Source organism: Mycobacterium kyogaense, from assembly GCF_003254575.1.
GTDB lineage: Bacteria > Actinomycetota > Actinomycetes > Mycobacteriales > Mycobacteriaceae > Mycobacterium > Mycobacterium kyogaense.
Genome location: NZ_QJUA01000005.1, coordinates 117,924 through 135,975 on the forward strand (window position 1 = coordinate 117,924; position 18,052 = coordinate 135,975).

The 18,052-nt window shown below is 69.2% G+C and carries 14 protein-coding genes; 5 read left to right on the top strand and 9 right to left on the bottom strand.

Features of this window, described 5'->3' with window-relative positions; genetic code table 11:
- Window positions 1-73 precede the first annotated feature (73 nt).
- The 5 genes from urtE to urtA are packed head-to-tail and all read right to left on the bottom strand — an operon-like array spanning window position 74 to window position 4,829.
- A complete protein-coding gene (gene urtE, locus DMB80_RS05890) occupies window positions 74-769 on the bottom strand; it encodes an urea ABC transporter ATP-binding subunit UrtE (RefSeq protein WP_111508977.1) in 696 nt (231 codons plus the stop codon).
- Window positions 766-1,581, bottom strand: a complete 816-nt coding sequence (gene urtD, locus DMB80_RS05895; RefSeq protein WP_048423149.1) for an urea ABC transporter ATP-binding protein UrtD — start codon at window positions 1,579-1,581, stop codon at window positions 766-768. The genes urtE and urtD overlap by 4 nt, the downstream gene beginning before the upstream one ends.
- Window positions 1,578-2,678, bottom strand: a complete 1,101-nt coding sequence (gene urtC, locus DMB80_RS05900) for an urea ABC transporter permease subunit UrtC (RefSeq protein ID WP_111508978.1) — start codon at window positions 2,676-2,678, stop codon at window positions 1,578-1,580. The genes urtD and urtC overlap by 4 nt, the downstream gene beginning before the upstream one ends.
- The gene (gene urtB, locus DMB80_RS05905; RefSeq protein WP_048423151.1) at window positions 2,675-3,559 is read right to left on the bottom strand and encodes an urea ABC transporter permease subunit UrtB; all 885 of its coding nucleotides are present in this window, start codon (window positions 3,557-3,559) and stop codon (window positions 2,675-2,677) included. Before urtB ends, urtC begins: the two co-directional genes overlap by 4 nt.
- Before the next feature lie 4 nt (window positions 3,560-3,563).
- On the bottom strand, window positions 3,564-4,829 hold the full coding sequence (urtA, locus tag DMB80_RS05910) for an urea ABC transporter substrate-binding protein (RefSeq protein ID WP_111508979.1): 1,266 nt from the start codon (window positions 4,827-4,829) through the stop codon (window positions 3,564-3,566).
- A gap of 276 nt (window positions 4,830-5,105) precedes the next feature.
- Here urtA and DMB80_RS05915 point away from each other — a divergent pair, with 276 nt between their 5' ends.
- Window positions 5,106-5,525 (top strand): hypothetical protein, encoded by a 420-nt coding sequence (locus tag DMB80_RS05915; protein WP_111509055.1) that lies wholly within the window; start codon window positions 5,106-5,108, stop codon window positions 5,523-5,525.
- Window positions 5,526-5,554: 29 nt separating this feature from the next.
- On the opposite strand, the gene helR is transcribed toward DMB80_RS05915, so the two are convergent.
- Complete coding sequence (helR, locus tag DMB80_RS05920; protein ID WP_111509056.1) at window positions 5,555-7,750, bottom strand: RNA polymerase recycling motor ATPase HelR; 2,196 nt, start codon at window positions 7,748-7,750, stop codon at window positions 5,555-5,557.
- A gap of 55 nt (window positions 7,751-7,805) precedes the next feature.
- Between helR and DMB80_RS05925 the strand changes: the two genes are divergently transcribed.
- Window positions 7,806-8,825, top strand: coding sequence for an Rv2578c family radical SAM protein (locus DMB80_RS05925; protein ID WP_111509058.1), 1,020 nt, complete (start codon window positions 7,806-7,808; stop codon window positions 8,823-8,825).
- Here the strand turns inward: DMB80_RS05925 and DMB80_RS05930 are convergent, their stop codons facing one another.
- Both DMB80_RS05930 and ypfJ read right to left on the bottom strand, forming a co-directional pair.
- Window positions 8,826-10,457 (bottom strand): DUF885 domain-containing protein, encoded by a 1,632-nt coding sequence (locus DMB80_RS05930; RefSeq protein ID WP_111508980.1) that lies wholly within the window; start codon window positions 10,455-10,457, stop codon window positions 8,826-8,828. It lies immediately after the preceding gene.
- Window positions 10,450-11,337, bottom strand: coding sequence for a KPN_02809 family neutral zinc metallopeptidase (gene ypfJ, locus DMB80_RS05935; RefSeq protein ID WP_111508981.1), 888 nt, complete (start codon window positions 11,335-11,337; stop codon window positions 10,450-10,452). Before ypfJ ends, DMB80_RS05930 begins: the two co-directional genes overlap by 8 nt.
- Here ypfJ and DMB80_RS05940 point away from each other — a divergent pair.
- A complete protein-coding gene (locus DMB80_RS05940) occupies window positions 11,318-12,895 on the top strand; it encodes a carboxylesterase/lipase family protein (protein ID WP_205538553.1) in 1,578 nt (525 codons plus the stop codon). The two genes, ypfJ and DMB80_RS05940, sit on opposite strands and share 20 nt — an antisense overlap.
- Here the strand turns inward: DMB80_RS05940 and DMB80_RS05945 are convergent.
- Window positions 12,889-13,386 (bottom strand): SRPBCC family protein, encoded by a 498-nt coding sequence (locus DMB80_RS05945; protein ID WP_111509057.1) that lies wholly within the window; start codon window positions 13,384-13,386, stop codon window positions 12,889-12,891. The genes DMB80_RS05940 and DMB80_RS05945 overlap by 7 nt on opposite strands.
- A gap of 25 nt (window positions 13,387-13,411) precedes the next feature.
- On the opposite strand from DMB80_RS05945, the gene DMB80_RS05950 reads away from it, so the two are divergent.
- Both DMB80_RS05950 and aspS read left to right on the top strand, forming a co-directional pair.
- Window positions 13,412-16,198, top strand: a complete 2,787-nt coding sequence (locus DMB80_RS05950) for an AAA family ATPase (RefSeq protein WP_111509059.1) — start codon at window positions 13,412-13,414, stop codon at window positions 16,196-16,198.
- Window positions 16,199-16,279: 81 nt separating this feature from the next.
- Window positions 16,280-18,052: an aspartate--tRNA ligase gene (aspS, locus tag DMB80_RS05955; protein ID WP_111508983.1), complete on the top strand. Its 1,773-nt coding sequence runs from the start codon at window positions 16,280-16,282 to the stop codon at window positions 18,050-18,052.

An 18,052-nucleotide genomic window follows, 5' to 3' on the forward strand; every position in this document is an offset into this window, starting at 1 on the left:
AGGGCTCTTCTCACGCTGTCTGCAGTACCCGATCGCGCGGTGCCGCATACGCGGCACTCGGCGAGTGGGCGTCTCAGATGGCCATGGCGGCGCGCACGTCGGCCTCGGACGCCGAGCCGCCGGTGCCGCTCGACGTGATGCGGCCGGCTTCGAGGATGTAGTAGCGCTGCGAGGATTCCAGCGCGAACCCGATGTGCTGTTCGACCAGCAGCACGCCCAGATCCCCGCGCGCGGTGAGCGCGGTGATGGCCGCTTCGATCTCGGCGACCACCGACGGCTGGATGCCTTCGGTGGGCTCGTCGAGGATCAGGCACTTCGGCGAGGTGATCAGCGCGCGGGCGATCGCGAGCTGTTGGCGCTGGCCGCCGGAGAGCAGCCCGGCGCGCCGGGTCAGCAGCTCTTTGAGCGCCGGGAACAGGTCGAGCTGTTCGTCGATCAGCGCCTTGCCGTTCTTCCGCCCGTCGGCCACCACCTGGAGGTTCTCCGCGGTGGTCAGCTGACCGAAGGACTGCTGCCCCTGCGGCACATAGGCCAGCCCGCGCGCCACGCGAGCGCTGGGCCGCAGTCTGGTGATGTCCTCACCGCCGAAACGCACTGTGCCACTAGAGCATTTGAGAAGGCCGACGGCTGCGCGCAGCAGCGTGGTCTTGCCGGCGCCGTTGTGCCCCATCACGGCGGCGACGCCGTCAGAGGGCACCTCGAGGCTGACGCCGTGGATCACCGAGCTGCGGCCGTAGCCGGTGTGGACGTCGACGAGTTCGAGTGTCACGAGATTCCTTCCGCGCCTGCGGCGGCAGTGCCGAGGTAGACCTCTTGCACCTTGGGATCGGCTTGTACCTGCGCCACGGAGCCCTCGGCGATGACCTGGCCACGAGCGAGCACCGTCACCGAGGTGGCGAACGCTCGCATGAAGTCCATGTCGTGTTCGACGACGACCACTGTGCGTTCGGCGCCGATGCGCCGCAACAGATTTCCTGTTTCCTCGCGTTCCTCGGTGCTCATGCCGGCCACCGGTTCGTCGAGCAACAGCACGTCGGCGTTCTGGACCAGCAGCATGCCGATCTCCAGCCACTGCTTCTGCCCGTGGGCCAGCACGCCGGCGGGTTTGTCGGCGAGATGGGTCAGGCCGATGGTGTGCAGGGTCTGTTCGATGATCGGCAGCACACCGGAGCGTCGCCGCAGCAAGGTCCACACCGAACGTCCCGCGCCGGCGGCGATGTCGAGGTTCTGCAGAACGGTCAGCTGCTCGAACACGCTCGCGGTCTGGAACGTGCGTCCCACTCCGCGGCGCGCGATCTGATGCACCTTCTTGCCGAGCAGATCGACGCCGGATTTGTTCACCGATCCGGTCGCCGGCACCAGCCCGGTGATCGCGTCGATGACGGTGGTCTTGCCGGCGCCGTTGGGCCCGATCAGGAAGCGCAGATCGCCCTGGAACAGCGTCAGGTCGACGCCGCTGACCGCTTTGAAGCCGTCGAAATCGACTGTCAGGCCGCGTACTTCGAGGTACTGCGTACCCATGCCGGCGTTGCCGCCCTCGACGGGCTCTTTGCCTGCCGTCGCGGCGTCGACCTCGGTCATGAAGTGGCCCCCACTTTCTCGTCGTCGGGAGCGTTGTCCTCGGCCGGCGAAGCGGCCTTCTTCCGTCGCCGCCGCAGGACCACGCCCAGCCCCGCGAGTCCGGCCGGGAAGAATCCGACGACGACGATGAACAGCAGGCCCTGGGCGTAAGTCCATTCCGACGGGAAGCGTTCGGAGAACAGGGTTTGCGCCCACGCCACCCCGATGGCACCGAGCACCGGGCCGAGCAGTGTGGTGCGGCCGCCGATCGCGACCCCGATCAGGAACGCGATCGAGGGCAGGATCCCGACCTGTGACGGCGCGATGAACCCGACGATCGGCGCGAACAACGCGCCGGCGATGCTGGCGAACAACGCGGCGACGGTGTAGGCCACCACCTTGATGTTGGCCGGGTCGTAGCCCAGGAAGCGCACTCGCTCCTCGCCGTCACGGACCGCCACCAGCAGTTCGCCGTAGCGGCTCTGCATCAGTTGACGCACCACGGCGACCACCAGCAACAAGACCGCGGCGGCGATGAAGTACAGCATGCGGCGGTTCACCGGGTCGTTGAGCGTGAACCCGAAGAACGTGCGAAACCTGTTGAGCCCGTTGGACCCGCCGAGGCCGGTCTGGCCGACCAGCAGGATGGCCAGCGCGGCGGCCAGCGCCTGGGACAGGATCGCGAAGTAGGCGCCCTTGACCTTGCGCTTGAACACGCCGAAGCCGAGCGCGGCGGCGATCGCGGTGGGCAGCACGACGATCGCGATGAGCGTCACCGCGGGGGAGGCGAACGGCTGCCAGTACGACGGAAGCTCGCGCATGCCCTGGATCTGCATGAAGTCGGGCACGTCGTCACCGCGCAGCTGTGCGTCGGCGATCTTGAGGTGCATCGCCATCAGGTAACCGCCCAGCCCGAAGAACACGCCCTGGCCCAGTACCAGCATGCCGCCGCGGCCCCACGCCAGCCCGATTCCCGCTGCGACGATCGCAAAGCACAGGAACTTCCCGAGCAGGCTGAGCCGGAAGTCCGACAGCACGGCGGGGGCGATCACGAACAGCACCAACGCGGCGATTCCGAAGCCGGCCCACGTCTGCCAGCGGCCGATGAGGGTCCTCACACCAAACTCCTTGTCCGCACGGTGAACAACCCCTGCGGCCGCACCTGCAGGAAGATCACGATGATCACGAACACGACGACCTTGGCCAGCGATGCGGTGGTGTTGTACTCGATGAACGAGTTCAGGAAGCCCAGCGCCAGCGCCGCGATCACGGTGCCCTTGATCTGGCCGAGGCCACCGACCACCACGACGAGGAACGCGTCGATGAGGTAGCTCTGACCGATCGTCGGACTGGTGGAGCCGATCAGCGTCAGCGCCACACCAGCCACGGCCGCCAGGCCCGAGCCGATGAAGAACGTCGTGATGTCGGTGCGCCGCGACGAGATGCCACTGGTCTCGGCGAGATCGCGGTTCTGCACGACGGCGCGGATGCGCCGACCCATCGGGCTGACCTTGAGCACCGTGGCCAGCACCGCGACGCACACGACGGCCAGCACCAGGATGAAGATGCGGGTCTTCGGCACGACGGCGCCGAGGATCTCCACCCCGCCCGACAGCCATGCCGGTGCCACCACGTTGACCGCGGGGGCGCCGAAGATGTCGCGTGCCACCTGCTGCAGGATCAGACCGACGCCGAAGGTGACCAGCAGCGTGTCCAGCGGCCGGTCGTACATCCGCTGGATGAGTCCCACCTCCAGCGCGACGCCCATCGCGCCGCCGATGAAGAACCCGATGACCAGCGAGATGATCAGCGAGACACCGGCACTGGAGATCACCTGCTGCACCACGTAGGCGGTGTAGCAGCCGGCCATGATGAATTCACCGTGCGCCATGTTGATGACGCCCATCTGGCCGAACGTCAACGACAGGCCCAGAGCGGCCAGCAACAGGATGGAGCCGAGGCTCAATCCTGTTGCCAGCTGCCCGATCAGGACATCCATGGGGTCAGCCGGAGAGGCCGGCGGCCCACGGGTAGGACTTCAGGAACGGGTCCGGCTGGATCGGGCCGGGGGACTGCCACACGGTGTAGATCAGTCCGTCGGGCCGGATCTCGCCGATCCGCGCGGTCTTGGTGATGTGGTGGTTCTCGCCGTCGATCGTGACCAGGCCTTCGGGGGCGTCGAACGTCACGCCGCCGGCGTTCTCCTGAATCGCTTTGGTGTCGAACGACTTCGCCTTCTCCACCGTGTTCTTCCACAGGTACACCGAGGTGTAGGCGGCTTCCATCGGATCCGAGGTCGGCTTGTTGGCGCCGTAGGCCTTCTTGTAGGCCTCGACGAACTTCTTGTTCACCGGGGTGTCGATGGTCTGGTAGTAGTTCCAGGCTGTCAGCTGCCCGGTGATGTTCTGCACGCCGATGCCGCCGACCTCTTCCTCGGCGATCGACACCGACACGACCGGCATCTGCTGTGGGGTCAGGCCCACGTTCTTGTACTCGCGGAAGAACGCGACGTTCGAGTCACCGTTGAGGGTGTTGAACACCGCGTCGGCGTCTGCGGTGCGGACTTTGTTGACGATGGTCGAGAAGTCGGTGGAGCCCAGCGGCGTGTAGTCCTCGCCCTTGATCTCGATACCGTTGGCGCCGGCGTAGGCCTTGATGATGCGGTTGGCCGTCTGCGGGAACACGTAGTCGCTGCCCACCAGGTAGAGCGACTTGACGCCCTTCTCCTTGAGGTAGTCCAGTGCGGGCACGATCTGCTGGTTGGTGGTCGCGCCGGTGTAGAAGATGTTCGGCGAGGACTCGAGACCCTCGTACTGCACGGGGTAGTAGAGCAGCGAGTTGTTGGACTCGAAGACGGGCAGCATCGCCTTGCGGCTCGACGAGGTCCACCCGCCGAACACCGCGGCCACGCAATCGCTGCTGATCAGCTTCTCGGCCTTCTCGGCGAACACCGTGGGTTCGGACGCGCCGTCCTCGCCGACCAGCTGGATCTGCTTGCCCATCACGCCGCCGGCGGCGTTGATCTCGTCGACGGCCAGCTTGATCGAGTCGCGGACGGTGACCTCGGAGATCGCCATGGTGCCCGACAGCGAGTTCAGCGATCCGACCTTGACGGTGGACCCGGAGGTGTCCACGCAGGACTGCGCATTTGCTGAATCTGTCTCGCTTGCCTTGCTTCCACAGCCTGCCAACAGCAAGCTGGCCGCCGCGACGATGCTCCCCGCGGCGAGCGCGGTGCGCCGGGACGGGTGGCGCCGAGGATGCTCCATTGAGGGCCTTTCTGAAGGTCGACAGCGCTCACCCGGGTTCACCTGGGCACGAAGTGTCTTGTCGGCATGAGTGACGACGGGCGAACGCGGGATTGTCGACACGGGTCGGTGTCGATTTCGGACGTTAGAGCGCCTGTGTTTCTGCCAAATGTCTGTGTGTGACGGGACGGTTAACCTGTGTGGCGAGCGCGCCGGTTGGTTTGCCGTTCACCTGGACTGGCGTGCACGCCCCACCCCGCGGTAACGGTTTGGGTACCGTCGGGCGATGTGATGGACATGCGAACAGCTACAGCCAAGGTCGGGGTGTCCCTGATGGTCGCGGCCGCTTCGATTGCGCTCACTCCTGGTGTCGCGAGCGCCCAGCCGGAGGCCCACAAGGTCGAGTACACGGTCAGCGTCGCCGGCCCGTACCAGTTCGACGTGACGTATCTGGTGAACCAGCCGGCGGACAAGGCTGCATACAACGCCGACGCCTACAGCTTCATCAAGCGCGACACCGTCACCATCGCCCCCGGGCAGCCGTGGACGTTCGAGACCACGTTGGCCGACCCGCAGTGGGCGTACGTGTGGGCGAGCAGCACCACCAAGGGCGGTCAGGCAGCGCCGAATGCGCACTGCGAGGTCACCGTCGACGGACAGGTCGTGATCCAGGGCGATCACCCCTACAGCCCGTTGTGCCAGGGCGCTCAGTGGTGAGTTAGCCGCCCCGAGTCAGCCGTCCCGAGTCAGCCCCTGCGCTGTTCGGTCAGTCCGCGCAGCGCGTCGGGCAGCGGCCCGGTGTGCAGCACACCGAGCCGCTGAGTGGCCCGGGTGAGAGCGACGTAGAGGTCGGCGGCCCCGCGCGGGCCGTCGGCCATGATCGTCTCCGGGTTGACGACGAGCACCGCGTCGTACTCCAAGCCCTTGGTGTCCGCCGGTGCGACCGCGCCGGAGGTGCCGGGCGGTCCGATCACCACGCTCGTGCCTTCCTGTCCGTCTTCGCTGCGCACGAATTCATCGACGGCAGAGGACAATTCGCCGGCGGTGACATGGCGTGACCACGGCGGCACTCCGCACGAGCGCACCGATTCCGGCGGTGTCACGTCCGGGGCGAACTCGGCGAGCACCGCGGCGGCGACAGCCATGATCTCGCTGGGCGTCCGGTAGTTCGTCAGAAGTGGGCGATACAGCCACCGGCGATCGACGTACGGCTCCAGCGTGGCCTGCCAGGAGGTCACCCCGGCCGCGGAGCGGCGCTGGGCCAGATCGCCGACGATCGTGAAGGATCGGCGCGGACAGCGCCGCATCAGGACCCGCCACTCCATCGCGGAGAGCTCTTGGGCCTCGTCGACCACGACGTGCCCGTACGTCCAGTCCCGGTCTGCAGCAGCACGTTCGGCGAGCTCGCGGGTGTCGCGCTGTTCGAAACGCTCGGCGAGCTCTTCGGCGGCGATCACGTCGGAGGCCAGCAGCTGGTCCTCGTCGTCCATCAGATCTTCCCGCCCGATCATCAGGTCCAGCACCCCGGCCGCGTAGGCGGCTTCCTCACGGCGGTCCTTCTCGGCGGCAGCCTCGGCCTTCTTGTCGCGGCCGAGCAGGTCGATCAGTTCGTCGAGCAGCGGCACGTCGGACACCGTCCACGCGTGCCCGTCAGCGCGCAACAGGATCGGGTCGGCGCCGGCCGCGCTGAGCCGGTCGGGGGATGAATACAGTTCGGCCAGAAGCGTTTCCGGAGTCAGCATGGGCCACAGCTGGTCGAGGGCCGCGGCGAAACCGGCGTGCTCGTCGAGCTCTTCGACCAGCTCTGACCGCAGGTGCTCCCACGCGTTGCGGTCCTCGCGGGTCAGCCAGCCCTTGCCGATCTTGGCGATCGCGCGCTCGGTCAGCGCCCACGTCAGGACGTCGGCGAACACCGACCGGGCGTCGTTGTGGGTCTTGCCGCTGCCGCGCGCCTCGTCCACCGCCCACTGCGCGATGTCGGGATCGATGCGTACGGACACGTCGGCCAGGTCGATCGGAATGGGCTCGGAGGGAACCCGCTGCCGGTCGGCGACGGCGGCCGTGAGCACGCCCAGCATGTCCAGTGCGCCCTTGACGCGGGTGACCTCGGGTGTGTCGCGGGCGGCGACCTGCAGGCCCGGATACAGGTCTCCGGTGGTCATGAACACGACGTTGGTCTCACCCAGCGAGGGCAGCACACGCCCGACGTGATCGAGGAACGCCGCGTTCGGGCCGACGACGAGCACGCCGTGGCTCTCCATCCGCTTGCGCTGCGTGTAGAGCAGGTAGGCGACCCGATGCAGCGCCACGACTGTCTTGCCGGTGCCGGGTCCGCCTTCGATGACCAGCACTCCGGCATGGTCGAGCCGGATGATCTCGTCCTGTTCGGCCTGGATGGTGGCCACGATGTCGCGCATGCCTTCACCGCGCGGTGCATTGACCGCGGCGAGCAACGCTGCGTCGCCGGTGCCCGACGAGGCGCCGAGGTCGCCGGAAGCGTCGGGGCGGCCGAGGATCTCGTCGGTGAAGTCGAGGACGCGGCGACCCATGGTGTGGAACTGGCGACGGCGGCGCATGTTCTCCGGGGAGGCGCCGGTGGCGACGTAGAAGGCCCGCGCGGCCGGTGCCCGCCAGTCCACGAGCAGGGACGCGAAATCGTCGGCCTCGTCGAGGAGGCCGATGCGCCCGACGTACACGGTTTCCCCGTCGGCACTGTCGAGTCTGCCGAAGCACAGTCCGCTGTCGGCGACGTTGAGCCTCGCCATCTGTCGGGCCAGTGCGCGCACCTCGGCGTCGCGTTCCACGAGGGTGCCGCCGGTGCCGCGCAGCGCGCCGCGGTACCGGTCGCTCACGCGCGTGCGTTCGGCGTCGAGGTGGTCGTAGAGCGTGGCGACATAGCGCTGTTCGGCGGCGAGTTCGGTGTCGTGGTCGTGAGTCGACATGATGCCTGCCACGCTACTTGCTTGACACGGGATCGAACGTATGTTCGCATGGGGTATGCGTTGGTCCGGACAGAGCGTCGACGTCGACGACGGGGCACTTCCCGGATTGGCGCGCCTCGGTCTGATCCGCAGCGTGCGCACACCGGAGTTCCAGGGCATCACGTTTCACGAGGTGTTGTGCAAGTCGGCCCTCAACAAGGTGCCCGCGGCCTCGATGCTGCCGTTCCAGTACACCGTCAACGGGTACCGCGGTTGCTCGCACGCCTGCCGGTACTGCTTCGCGCGCCCCACGCACGAGTACCTCGATTTCGACAGCGGCCAGGATTTCGACACCCAGGTCGTGGTGAAGACGAACGTGGCCGACGTGCTCCGGCGCGAACTGCGTCGTCCGTCGTGGACGGGTGAAACCGTCGCGCTGGGCACCAACACCGACCCGTACCAACGGGCCGAGGGGCGCTACGCGTTGATGCCGGGCATCATCGGTGCGCTCACGGACTCCGGCACCCCATTCTCGATCCTCACCAAAGGCACGCTGCTGCGCCGGGACCTGCCGGTGCTGACCGAGGCCGTGCGGCGCGTCGACGTCAGCGTCGCGGTGTCACTGGCGGTCGGGGATCCGGTGCTGCACAGTGCGATCGAGCCAGGAACGCCGACGCCCCAGGCGCGGCTCGGGTTGATCGCCGCGATCCGGGAGGCGGGGTTGCCCTGCCATGTGATGGTGGCCCCGGTGCTGCCGCGGCTCACCGACTCGGTGACGCATCTGGACGATCTCCTGGGCCGGATCGCCGCCGCGGGCGCGACAAGTGTGACGGTCTTCGGTCTGCACCTGCGGGGCAGCACGCGCGGGTGGTTCATGGACTGGTTGGCCGGTGCCTACCCGGAGCTGGTCGGCGAGTACCGGCACTTGTACCGCCGTGGCGCCTACCTGCCTGCCGACTACCGGGCGATGCTCGCGCAGCGCGCCGCCCCGTTGGTCGCCAAACACGGCCTGGCGCGGGGAGGGTCGTTCCGGGAGTCCGGTGCGCGGCCGACGGTCGCCGCCGCGGCGGCCCCGACCCAACCGGCGTTGTTCTGATCAGTCGAGCAGCGCTGATCGCAGCACATCGAGCGGCAGCCCGCCCAGATCCAGGGCGCGTCGGTGGAACTCTTTGAGCGGCACTCCCTTTGCCGTCACCGTGTCGCGCAGCTCCTGCCAGATCCGCTGACCGATCGCATATGACGGCGCCTGTCCCGGCCACCCCAGGTAGCGATCCAGTTCGAACCGTAGGTTCTCCTCGGCCATCGCGCTGTGCGCCTGCAGGAACGTCCAGGCCCGGGCGGCGTCCCAGGTGCCGCCGTCAGGCGCGGAGAGCCCGCAGTGCACGCCGATGTCGATGACCACGCGTGCCGCGCGGAAACGTTGCGCGTCGAGCATCCCCATCCGGTTGCCGGCGTCGTCGAGCCAGCCCAGCTCGGCCATCAAACGCTCGGCGTACAGCGCCCAGCCCTCGCCGTGCCCGGACACCCAGCAGCCGAGCCTGCGCCACCGGTTGAGTTGGTCGGCGAGGACGACGGCACGCCCGATCTGCAGGTGATGGCCCGGCACGCCTTCGTGGAAGACGGTCGTCATCTCCTGCCAGGTGTGGAACGTGTGCACGCCCGCGGGCACCGACCACCACATCCGTCCCGGGCGGGTCAGGTCTTCCGATGGCCCGGTGTAGTAGATGCCGCCGGTGTTCGTCGGCGCGATGCGGCACTCCAGCCGGCGCAGGGGCTCCGCGATCTCGAAGTGCGTGTCCGCCAAAGCGTCGACGGTGCGGTCGGAGAGGTCCTGCATCCACTGCGCGAGCGCGTCGGTGCCCTGCACGAGATAGCGGTCTTCACTGTCGAGGCGGCGCAGAGCCTCGGTGGCGCTCGAGCCGGGGTAGAGCCGGTTGGCGATCGAATCCTGCTCGGCCACAATCGCGTTCAACTGATCCAGACCCCACGCGTAGGCCTCGTCGAGGTCCACCGAAGCGCCGAGGAAGGATCGTGACAGCACCGCGTAATCGTCGCGTCCGCAGGCGTCGACCTCCCGGGCGTGCGGACCGATCTCCTCGCGGAACACCCCGACCAGCGCGGCGTAGGCGTTGGCGGCGTCCTCGGCGCAGCGGCGCAGCTCGGCGTGCAGCGTGAGATCGTCGGGCGCCGCGCCGGCGACCATGTCCAGGTACAGGTGCTGGATCTGGCCGGCCTGGGCGATGCCGCGACGCACCTGGCGCGCGGCGGGAGCGCGACCGGCCGCCACCGCCGCCCGCAGTGCGTCGGCGTACCCGGACACCCGCTCGGGCACCTGTGCCAGGCGCCGGCCGATGGTCGCCCAGTCCTCGGCGGTGTCGGTCGGCATCAGGTCGAACACGTCGCGCATGGTCTGCAGCGGCGAGGCGATCACGTTGAGCTCGCCGACGTCGAGGCCCGCGTCGTGCAGGTCGAGCAGGACCGTGAGGCGTTCGGTGAGTGCGGCCGCGGTCACCACGTCGGCGTCGTCGGCGGGTGCGGTGCCGGCGAGCTCCCGTAGGGCGGTGCGTGCGGCGTCGGCGCGGGCCGCGCAGCCGGCGGGGGAGTAGTCGGTGATCTGATCGTCGAACCCGGCGATGCCCGCCTCTGTCGCGCCGCACGGGTCCAACTGTGCCCAGGTGTCGAGGTAGCGTTCGGCGACGGCGTCGACGTCCGTTGGTGTCCTACCCAAGGTCGCGGGCCGAGAACGTGTCGCACTGGGCCGGGTCACCGGTCTGGTAGCCGGTGGTGAACCACTTCTGCCGCTGCTCGGACGACCCGTGCGTCCAGGATTCGGGGTTGACCCGGCCCGTCGCGGACTCCTGGATGCGGTCGTCGCCGACCGAGGAGGCCGCCGACAGCGCGTCGGCGATGTCCTTGTCGGTGAGCGGCTGCAGGAACGGCACGCCGGTGCTCTCCTGCTTGGTGATGGCCGCGAAGTGCGCCCACACGCCCGCATAGCAGTCGGCCTGCAGTTCGGTGCGCACGCCGTTGCCGTTGGCGCCCTGCGCGCCCTGCTGGGCGCGGCCGAGGACGCCTTCGAGATTCTGCACGTGGTGGCCGAACTCGTGGGCGACGACGTACTCCTGCGCCAATGGCCCTCCGCTGGAACCGAATTGCGTCTTCAGGATCTCGAAGAAGTCGGTGTCGAAATAGGCGGTCTGGTCGACGGGGCAGTAGAACGGCCCCACGTCGCTGGTAGCCGGTCCGCATCCGGTGTCGACCGATCCGGAGAACAAGCTCACCTTGGGGCGCGTGTAACCCGGCAGCAGCTGCTGCCAGACGCCGTCGACGGAGTTGCCGGTGGCCACCACCCGGCACTGCACGATCTCGTTGGCGTCGGCGCCGGTCTTGCACTGGCTCAGGTCGAAGCCGGGGGTGTCGGCGGTCTGCGGGCCGGCCTGCTGCTGCGGGATCACCGAGCTGGGGTCGACGCCGAGGAACAGTGCCACGACGACGATCAGCAGGCCGCCCAGGCCGCCGCCGACGGCGATGCCCCGGCCGGGGCCGCGTCCACCTCCGCTGCTCGACGTGGTGCTGGTATCGATCTGCATGCCCTCGTTGAAGGTCATGGCTCTACCTCGCTTCGCCGCCGGGCCCGTGTGCCGGGCCCGTCAAGAATCGCACACTACGATTCGCCCTGTGGCAGTCGTCGCCGGACCATCCACCGTCGTGCGCACCTCGCTGGGGGAGCTACGCGGCGACATCGAGGGCGGCATCGGGGTGTGGCGCGGCGTGCCGTACGCCGAGCAGCCGGTCGGGCCGCGGCGGTTCCTGGCGCCGGCGGCTCAGAAGCCCTGGACCGGGGTACGTGAGGCGCTCGAGCACGGGCCGCTACCTCCACAGACCACGTCGTTCGTCGGGGGCGGTCGCGACGACCCCAAGACCCGCGACGAGGCGTGCCTGACCGTGACGGTGTGGTCACCCGATACGACGGCGTCGCTGCCGGTGATGGTGTGGATTCCCGGTGGCGCATTCGTCTACGGCGCCGGGCAGTTCCAGCTCTACAACGGGTCACGTCTGGCGGCCAACGGCAACGTGGTCGTCGTCAACGTGACGTATCGGATCGGCGTGTTCGGTGGCCTCGAGCTCGGTGATCTGGGACCGGGTTTCGACGACAATCTGGCGCTGCGTGATCAACTCGCGGCGCTGCGCTGGGTGCGCGAGCACATCGCGGCGTTCGGGGGCGACCCGGATCGGGTCACCGTGTTCGGTGAGTCGGCCGGCGCGACATCGGTGCTGGCGCTGCTGGCCTGCCCGCAGGCGAGCGGGCTGTTCCACCGGGCGATCGCGCAGAGCCCTGCGTTGCCGTTGATCGCCGACCGGGAGCTGCGGGCGGCGCGGGCGCGTGACTTCCTCGCCCACCTCGGTGTGCCGGCCGCCGACGTCAAGGATCTGCCGCAGCGGCAGCTGCGGCGTGCCGCCGGCCAGGTGCAGCTGGCCAGTGCGGCGCAGACGCCCACGCTCGCCTACGGGTTGACTCACGGCACCGAGCTGTTGCCCCGCCATCCGATCGACGCGGCCCGCGCCGGCGAACTCGCCCGTGTCCCGCTGATCATCGGCACCAACAGCCACGAGGCGACGATGTTCGCCTGGACCCGGCCACCGATGCTGCCCACCACGCAGGCGACGGTGCACGCGTACTTCGACCGGGTGGCGCCCACCGCCAAAAGCTCTGTACTGCAGGCGTATCCGCGCTATCCGCGGCGTAGCGCCCTGATCGCCATCGGCTCCGATGTGATGTTCGGCGGCCCCGCGTGGGCGTTCGCCGACGCCTACAGCAGCCGCGCGCCGACCCGGATGTACCGGTTCGACCACGCCGGGCTGAGCCTGCGCCTGCTGGGCCTGGGCGCCACCCACGGCAGCGAGATCGTGCACGTGCAGCACAGCTACGCCTCGTTCATCGGGCGCAAATTGCATCCGCTCGGCCGGCGTTTTCCGCCGTCTGTGGGCGTGCGCATGCAGCGCACCTGGCTGGACTTCGCGTGCAGCGACCGCGTGCACGACGAGGCGAACTGGCCGCTCTACGACGTCGAGCATCGGCGGACCCGGCTGATCGCCACCCGCCGGGATGCGGTCGAGGACGATCCGGACCGGACGCGCCGCCGCGCGTGGGCTGCGATCTACTGAGCCGAGAACCGTTCGTCGGTGTAGTGCCGCAGGTTGTGCAGGAACCGCTGAAACAGGCGGTTCATCACCGGCGCGCCGAGTGACAAACCGATGCGGCCGGCGAGGTTGGCGGGCTCTAGCGCCATGATCCAGGTGAGGTGGCAGCCCCGCGACGTCGGTACCACGCGGTAGTCCTCGGCGAACGCGGCCATGCTCGACGTGCTGACCTCGTTGAAACGAAAAGCCATGCGTTCGAACGGGTCCCAGGCCAGGAACTCTTCATTGCCTGCGATCCCTCCGCGCATCGTGACGGTGCGTGTGGTACCGACACCGCGGGGTGGCGGGCTGGTCCAGGTCACCTTGGTGATCACCGTGGCCCAGCGCGGCCAGGAGTTCTCGTCGGCGAGCACCTCGAACAGCTGCGCAGGCGTGATCGCGAGATCGACGGTGCTGACGATTCGGTACGGCGCGGAGTCCAGGAAATCCAGCCCGACGCGGGCGCAGGCGTGCATGACCACAAACTTTAAGGTGGAACCCATGCCGATCCCGCAGCCGCCCCTTCGCGGCCGCGCTGCCGAGTGCGCTCTGCTCGACGAGACGATCGCTGCGGTGACGCCCGGCGCCTGCCGCGTCCTGGTACTCAGGGGTGAGGCGGGCGCGGGCAAGACCGCGCTGTTGGACTACGTCGGCACCCGTGCTGAAAGATTCTGCCGCGTAGCGGTTTCCGGCGTGCAATCCGATATGGAGCTGGCGTATGCGGGGCTGCAGCAGTTGTGCGCGCCGCTGCTCGGCCATCTCGACGCGCTGCCCGCACCACAGCGCGAGGCCCTCGAGGTCGCCTTCGGTCTGGGGTCCGGCGACACCCCCGACCGGTTCCTGGTGGGGCTGGCCGTACTCAGCCTCTTCGCCGCCGCGGCCGCAGAACAGCCGCTGCTGGCCGTCATCGACGATGCGCAGTGGCTCGACCAGGTGTCGCTGCAGACGCTGTCATTCGTGGCCCGCCGGCTGCTCGCCGAGCCGGTGGCCCTGTTGTTCGGTGTGCGGGACCACCCCGAGCTGCTGGTCGGCCTGCCCGAACTGGCGGTACGCGGCCTCTCCGACGCGGATGCCCGCGAGCTGCTCGACTCCGTGATGTTCGCCGGCCTCGATCCTCGGGTTCGCGACCGGGTGATCGCCGAGACGCGGGGGCTGCCGTTGGCGATCCTGGAGGTGCCGCGCAGCGTGTCGGCCGCGGAACTGTCCGGCGGTTTCTGGATCGCGGGCAAGCGGTCGTCCCCGGCGGCCGTCGAACAGACCTACATCCGCCGTATCCGATCACTGCCGGCCGACACTCAGCGACTGCTGCTGCTCGCCGCTGCCGAGCCATTGGGCGATGCCGGGCTGTTCGTGCGTGCCGCCGAGCACCTCGACGTGCCGGTGTCCGCACTGGCGCCTGCCGAGGCCGACGGCCTCATCGAGTTCGGGTCGCGGATGCGGTTCCATCACCCGCTGATCAGGTCGGCGGCCTACCGCGCGGGTGATCTACTGAGCCGTCGCGAGGTGCACCGGGCGCTGGCCGGTGCCACCGACCCGCAGCTGGACCCGGACCGGAGGGCCTGGCACGCCGCGCAGGCGGCGGACGGTCCCGACGACGACGTCGCCGCCGAGTTGGAGCGCTGCGCGGTGCGTGCGCAGGGCCGGGGCGGAATCGCGGCGGCGGCCACGTTCTACGAACGGGCCACTGCGCTGACCGCGGACTCCGCGCTGCGTGCCGCCCGCGCGCTGGCCGCGGCGCACGCGAAACGGGACGCGGCCGACACCGACGCGGCCGACGCGCTGCTCGCGGTTGCGGAGCTGGCCGAGCTGACACCGTTGCAGCAGGCGCAGGTGGCCCGGCTGCGCGCGCAGATGCAGTTCGTCCGCAGCCGATCCGGCGCCGCGGGTGCCCCCGCAGTCGCCGAGACCGCACCGCCACTGCTCGCCGCTGCCGGCGCGCTGGACGGGCTGGACGACCACGCGTCCCGGGAAAGCTACATCGAGGCGATCGCGGCGCTGATGTACGCCGGCCGCGCCGCGCCGGCGGGCCGACTCGAGGAAGCAGCCGAAGCGGCGCTCGCGGTCCTGGCCCGAGCTCGTGAGCCTCTGCGTCCCGTCGACCTCCTGCTGCAGGGCACCGCCGAACGCATCACCGGCGGCCCTGGCGCAGGGAGCGCAGCACTGGGACGGGCGCTGGCAGCGATGCGTGAGCAGGCCGACACCGATGATGCCGCCGTCGGCCGCTGGCTGCAGGTGCCCGCGTTCCCGATCCTGCAGGAATCGGCGGCTCACGAACTGTGGGACCAGAGCGCGGTCGTTCACCTCTCGAGCGCCGCGGTCGCTTGTGCCCGCCGCGGCGGGGCGCTGGCCGGGCTGCCCCGCGCGTTGGCCTACCGCGCGGGCGCCCACCAGTTGAACGGTGAATTCGATACGGCTGCACAGCTTCTCGACGAGGCCACGGCCATCGCGTCGGCGACCGCGGCGCGATCTCCGGTGCGCTACCACGAGGTGCTGCTGGCCGCGTGGCGCGCCGATGCGGCCGGCGCCGAGCAGGTGATCGGCACCCTGACCGCCGAGGCGGCGTCACGCGGGGAGGGCCGGCTGCAGAGCCTGCTGAGCTACGCCGCCGCTGTTCTGCGCAACGGCCAGGGGAGGTATGCGGAGGCGCTCGCGGCTGCCCAGGACTGCTGCGCGACCGAGAACTTGGGATTCCACGGGGTGTGCCTGTACGAACTCGTCGAATCCGCGACGCGCACCGGCGCCATCGAGGCGGCTCGCGATGCGGTGGCCCGCCTGCAGGCCGGTGCCGGTGCGACCGACTGGGGTCGAGGCGTGGTGGCGGCGGCCCGGGCGATGGTGGCCGATGACGCGTCAGCCGCGGATCTGTTCGGCGAGGCCGTCGAATGTCTGAGCCGCAGTGAAGCCGCCGTGCACCTGGCGCGGACCCGGCTGCAGTACGGCGAATGGTTGCGCCGGAACAACCGCCGGACCGACGCGCGCCGGGAGCTGACGGCGGCGCACCAGATGTTCACGGGCATGGGTGCGCACGGGTTCGCCGAGCGGGCGCGTCGAGAGCTGGTCGCCACCGGCGAGAAGGTGCGTGCGTCGAAGGCCGGCGGCTCCGCGAGTGCGCTGACTGCGCAGGAAGCCCAGATCGCCGGGCTGGTCGCCGAGGGGATGACCAACGCCGAGATCGGCGCCGCGCTGTTCATCAGCGCCCACACCGTGGAGTGGCATCTGCGCAAGGTGTTCGCCAAGCTCGGCATCACGTCGCGGCGGCAGCTGCGCACCATGTCGCTCGGCCACTGACGGCCCGCCGGACCCCACCTCTAGACTGATTTGTCGATCATCGCCGCTTTTCGATCAGCGCCGTCTTACAAGGAGTGTTTCGTGCTGCGTACCCGCACCGCCGGATCGTTGCGTGCCGCCGACGCCGGGCAGACGGTCACGCTGGCCGGCTGGGTGGCGCGCCGCCGCGACCACGGCGGCGTGATCTTCATCGACCTGCGTGACGCGTCCGGGGTGTCTCAGGTGGTGTTCCGCGACGGTGAGGTGCTGGCCCAGGCACACCGGTTGCGCTCGGAGTTCTGCGTTGCCGTCACCGGCGTCGTCGAGATCCGTCCCGAGGGCAACGCCAACGCCGACATCGCGACGGGCGAGGTCGAGGTCAACACGACCTCGTTGACGGTGCTGGGGGAGAGCGCGCCGCTGCCGTTCCAGCTCGACGAGACCGCCGGCGAGGAAGCGCGGCTCAAGTACCGCTACCTGGATCTGCGCCGTGAGGGTCCCGGGCACGCAATTCGGTTGCGTTCCAAGGTGAATGCGGCCGCCCGCGGCGTGCTGGCCGATCACGACTTCGTCGAGATCGAAACGCCGACGCTGACCCGCTCGACCCCCGAGGGCGCGCGCGACTTCCTGGTCCCGGCCCGCCTGCAGCCCGGCTCCTTCTACGCGCTGCCGCAGAGCCCGCAGCTGTTCAAACAGTTGCTGATGGTCGCAGGCATGGAGCGCTATTACCAGATCGCGCGCTGCTACCGCGACGAGGATTTCCGCGCCGACCGTCAACCCGAGTTCACCCAGCTGGACATGGAGATGAGCTTCGTCGACGCCGACGACGTGATGGCCGTCTCCGAAGAGGTGCTGCGTGCACTGTGGGCGCTGATCGGCTACGACCTGCCCACTCCGCTGCCCCGCATCAGCTACGCCGAGGCGATGCGTCGCTTCGGCAGCGACAAACCCGACCTGCGCTTCGGGGTGGAACTGGTGGAGTGCACCGAGTACTTCGCCGACACCCCGTTCCGGGTGTTCCAGGCCCCCTACGTCGGTGCCGTGGTGATGCCCGGCGGAGCATCGCAGCCGCGGCGCACGCTGGACGGCTGGCAGGAGTTCGCGAAGCAGCGCGGCCACAAGGGGCTGGCCTATGTGCTGGTCGGTGAGGACGGTGAGCTGGCCGGACCGGTCGCCAAAAACCTGTCCGACGCCGAACGTGACGGCCTGGCCGCCCATGTGGGGGCGCAGCCCGGGGACTGTGTGTTCTTCGCCGCAGGCACTCCGAAGGCGGCGCGCGCGCTGCTGGGCGCCACGCGCATCGAGATCGCCAAGCGTCTCGACATGATCGACCCGACCGCGTGGGCGTTCACCTGGGTGGTGGACTGGCCGCTGTTCGAGCCGGCCGACGACGCGACCGCCTCCGGCGACGTCGCCGTCGGATCGGGCGCGTGGACCGCCGTGCACCACGCCTTCACTTCGCCCAAGCCCGATTCCGAGGCGACGTTCGACACCGACCCGGGCTCCGCGCTCGCCGACGCCTACGACATCGTCTGCAACGGCAACGAGATCGGCGGCGGTTCGATCCGTATTCATCGCCGCGATGTCCAGGAGCGGGTGTTCGCGATGATGGGCATCGATCACGACGAGGCTGCGGACAAGTTTGGATTCCTGTTGGACGCGTTCACTTTTGGTGCACCGCCGCACGGGGGCATCGCGTTCGGCTGGGACCGGATCGTCGCGCTGCTCGCCGGGGTGGACTCGATACGCGAGGTGATCGCGTTCCCGAAGTCCGGCGGCGGAGTCGACCCGCTGACCGATGCGCCGGCGCCGATCACGCCGCAGCAGCGCAAAGAGTCCGGCATCGACGCGAAGCCCGGCAAAGAAAGCGCCTAG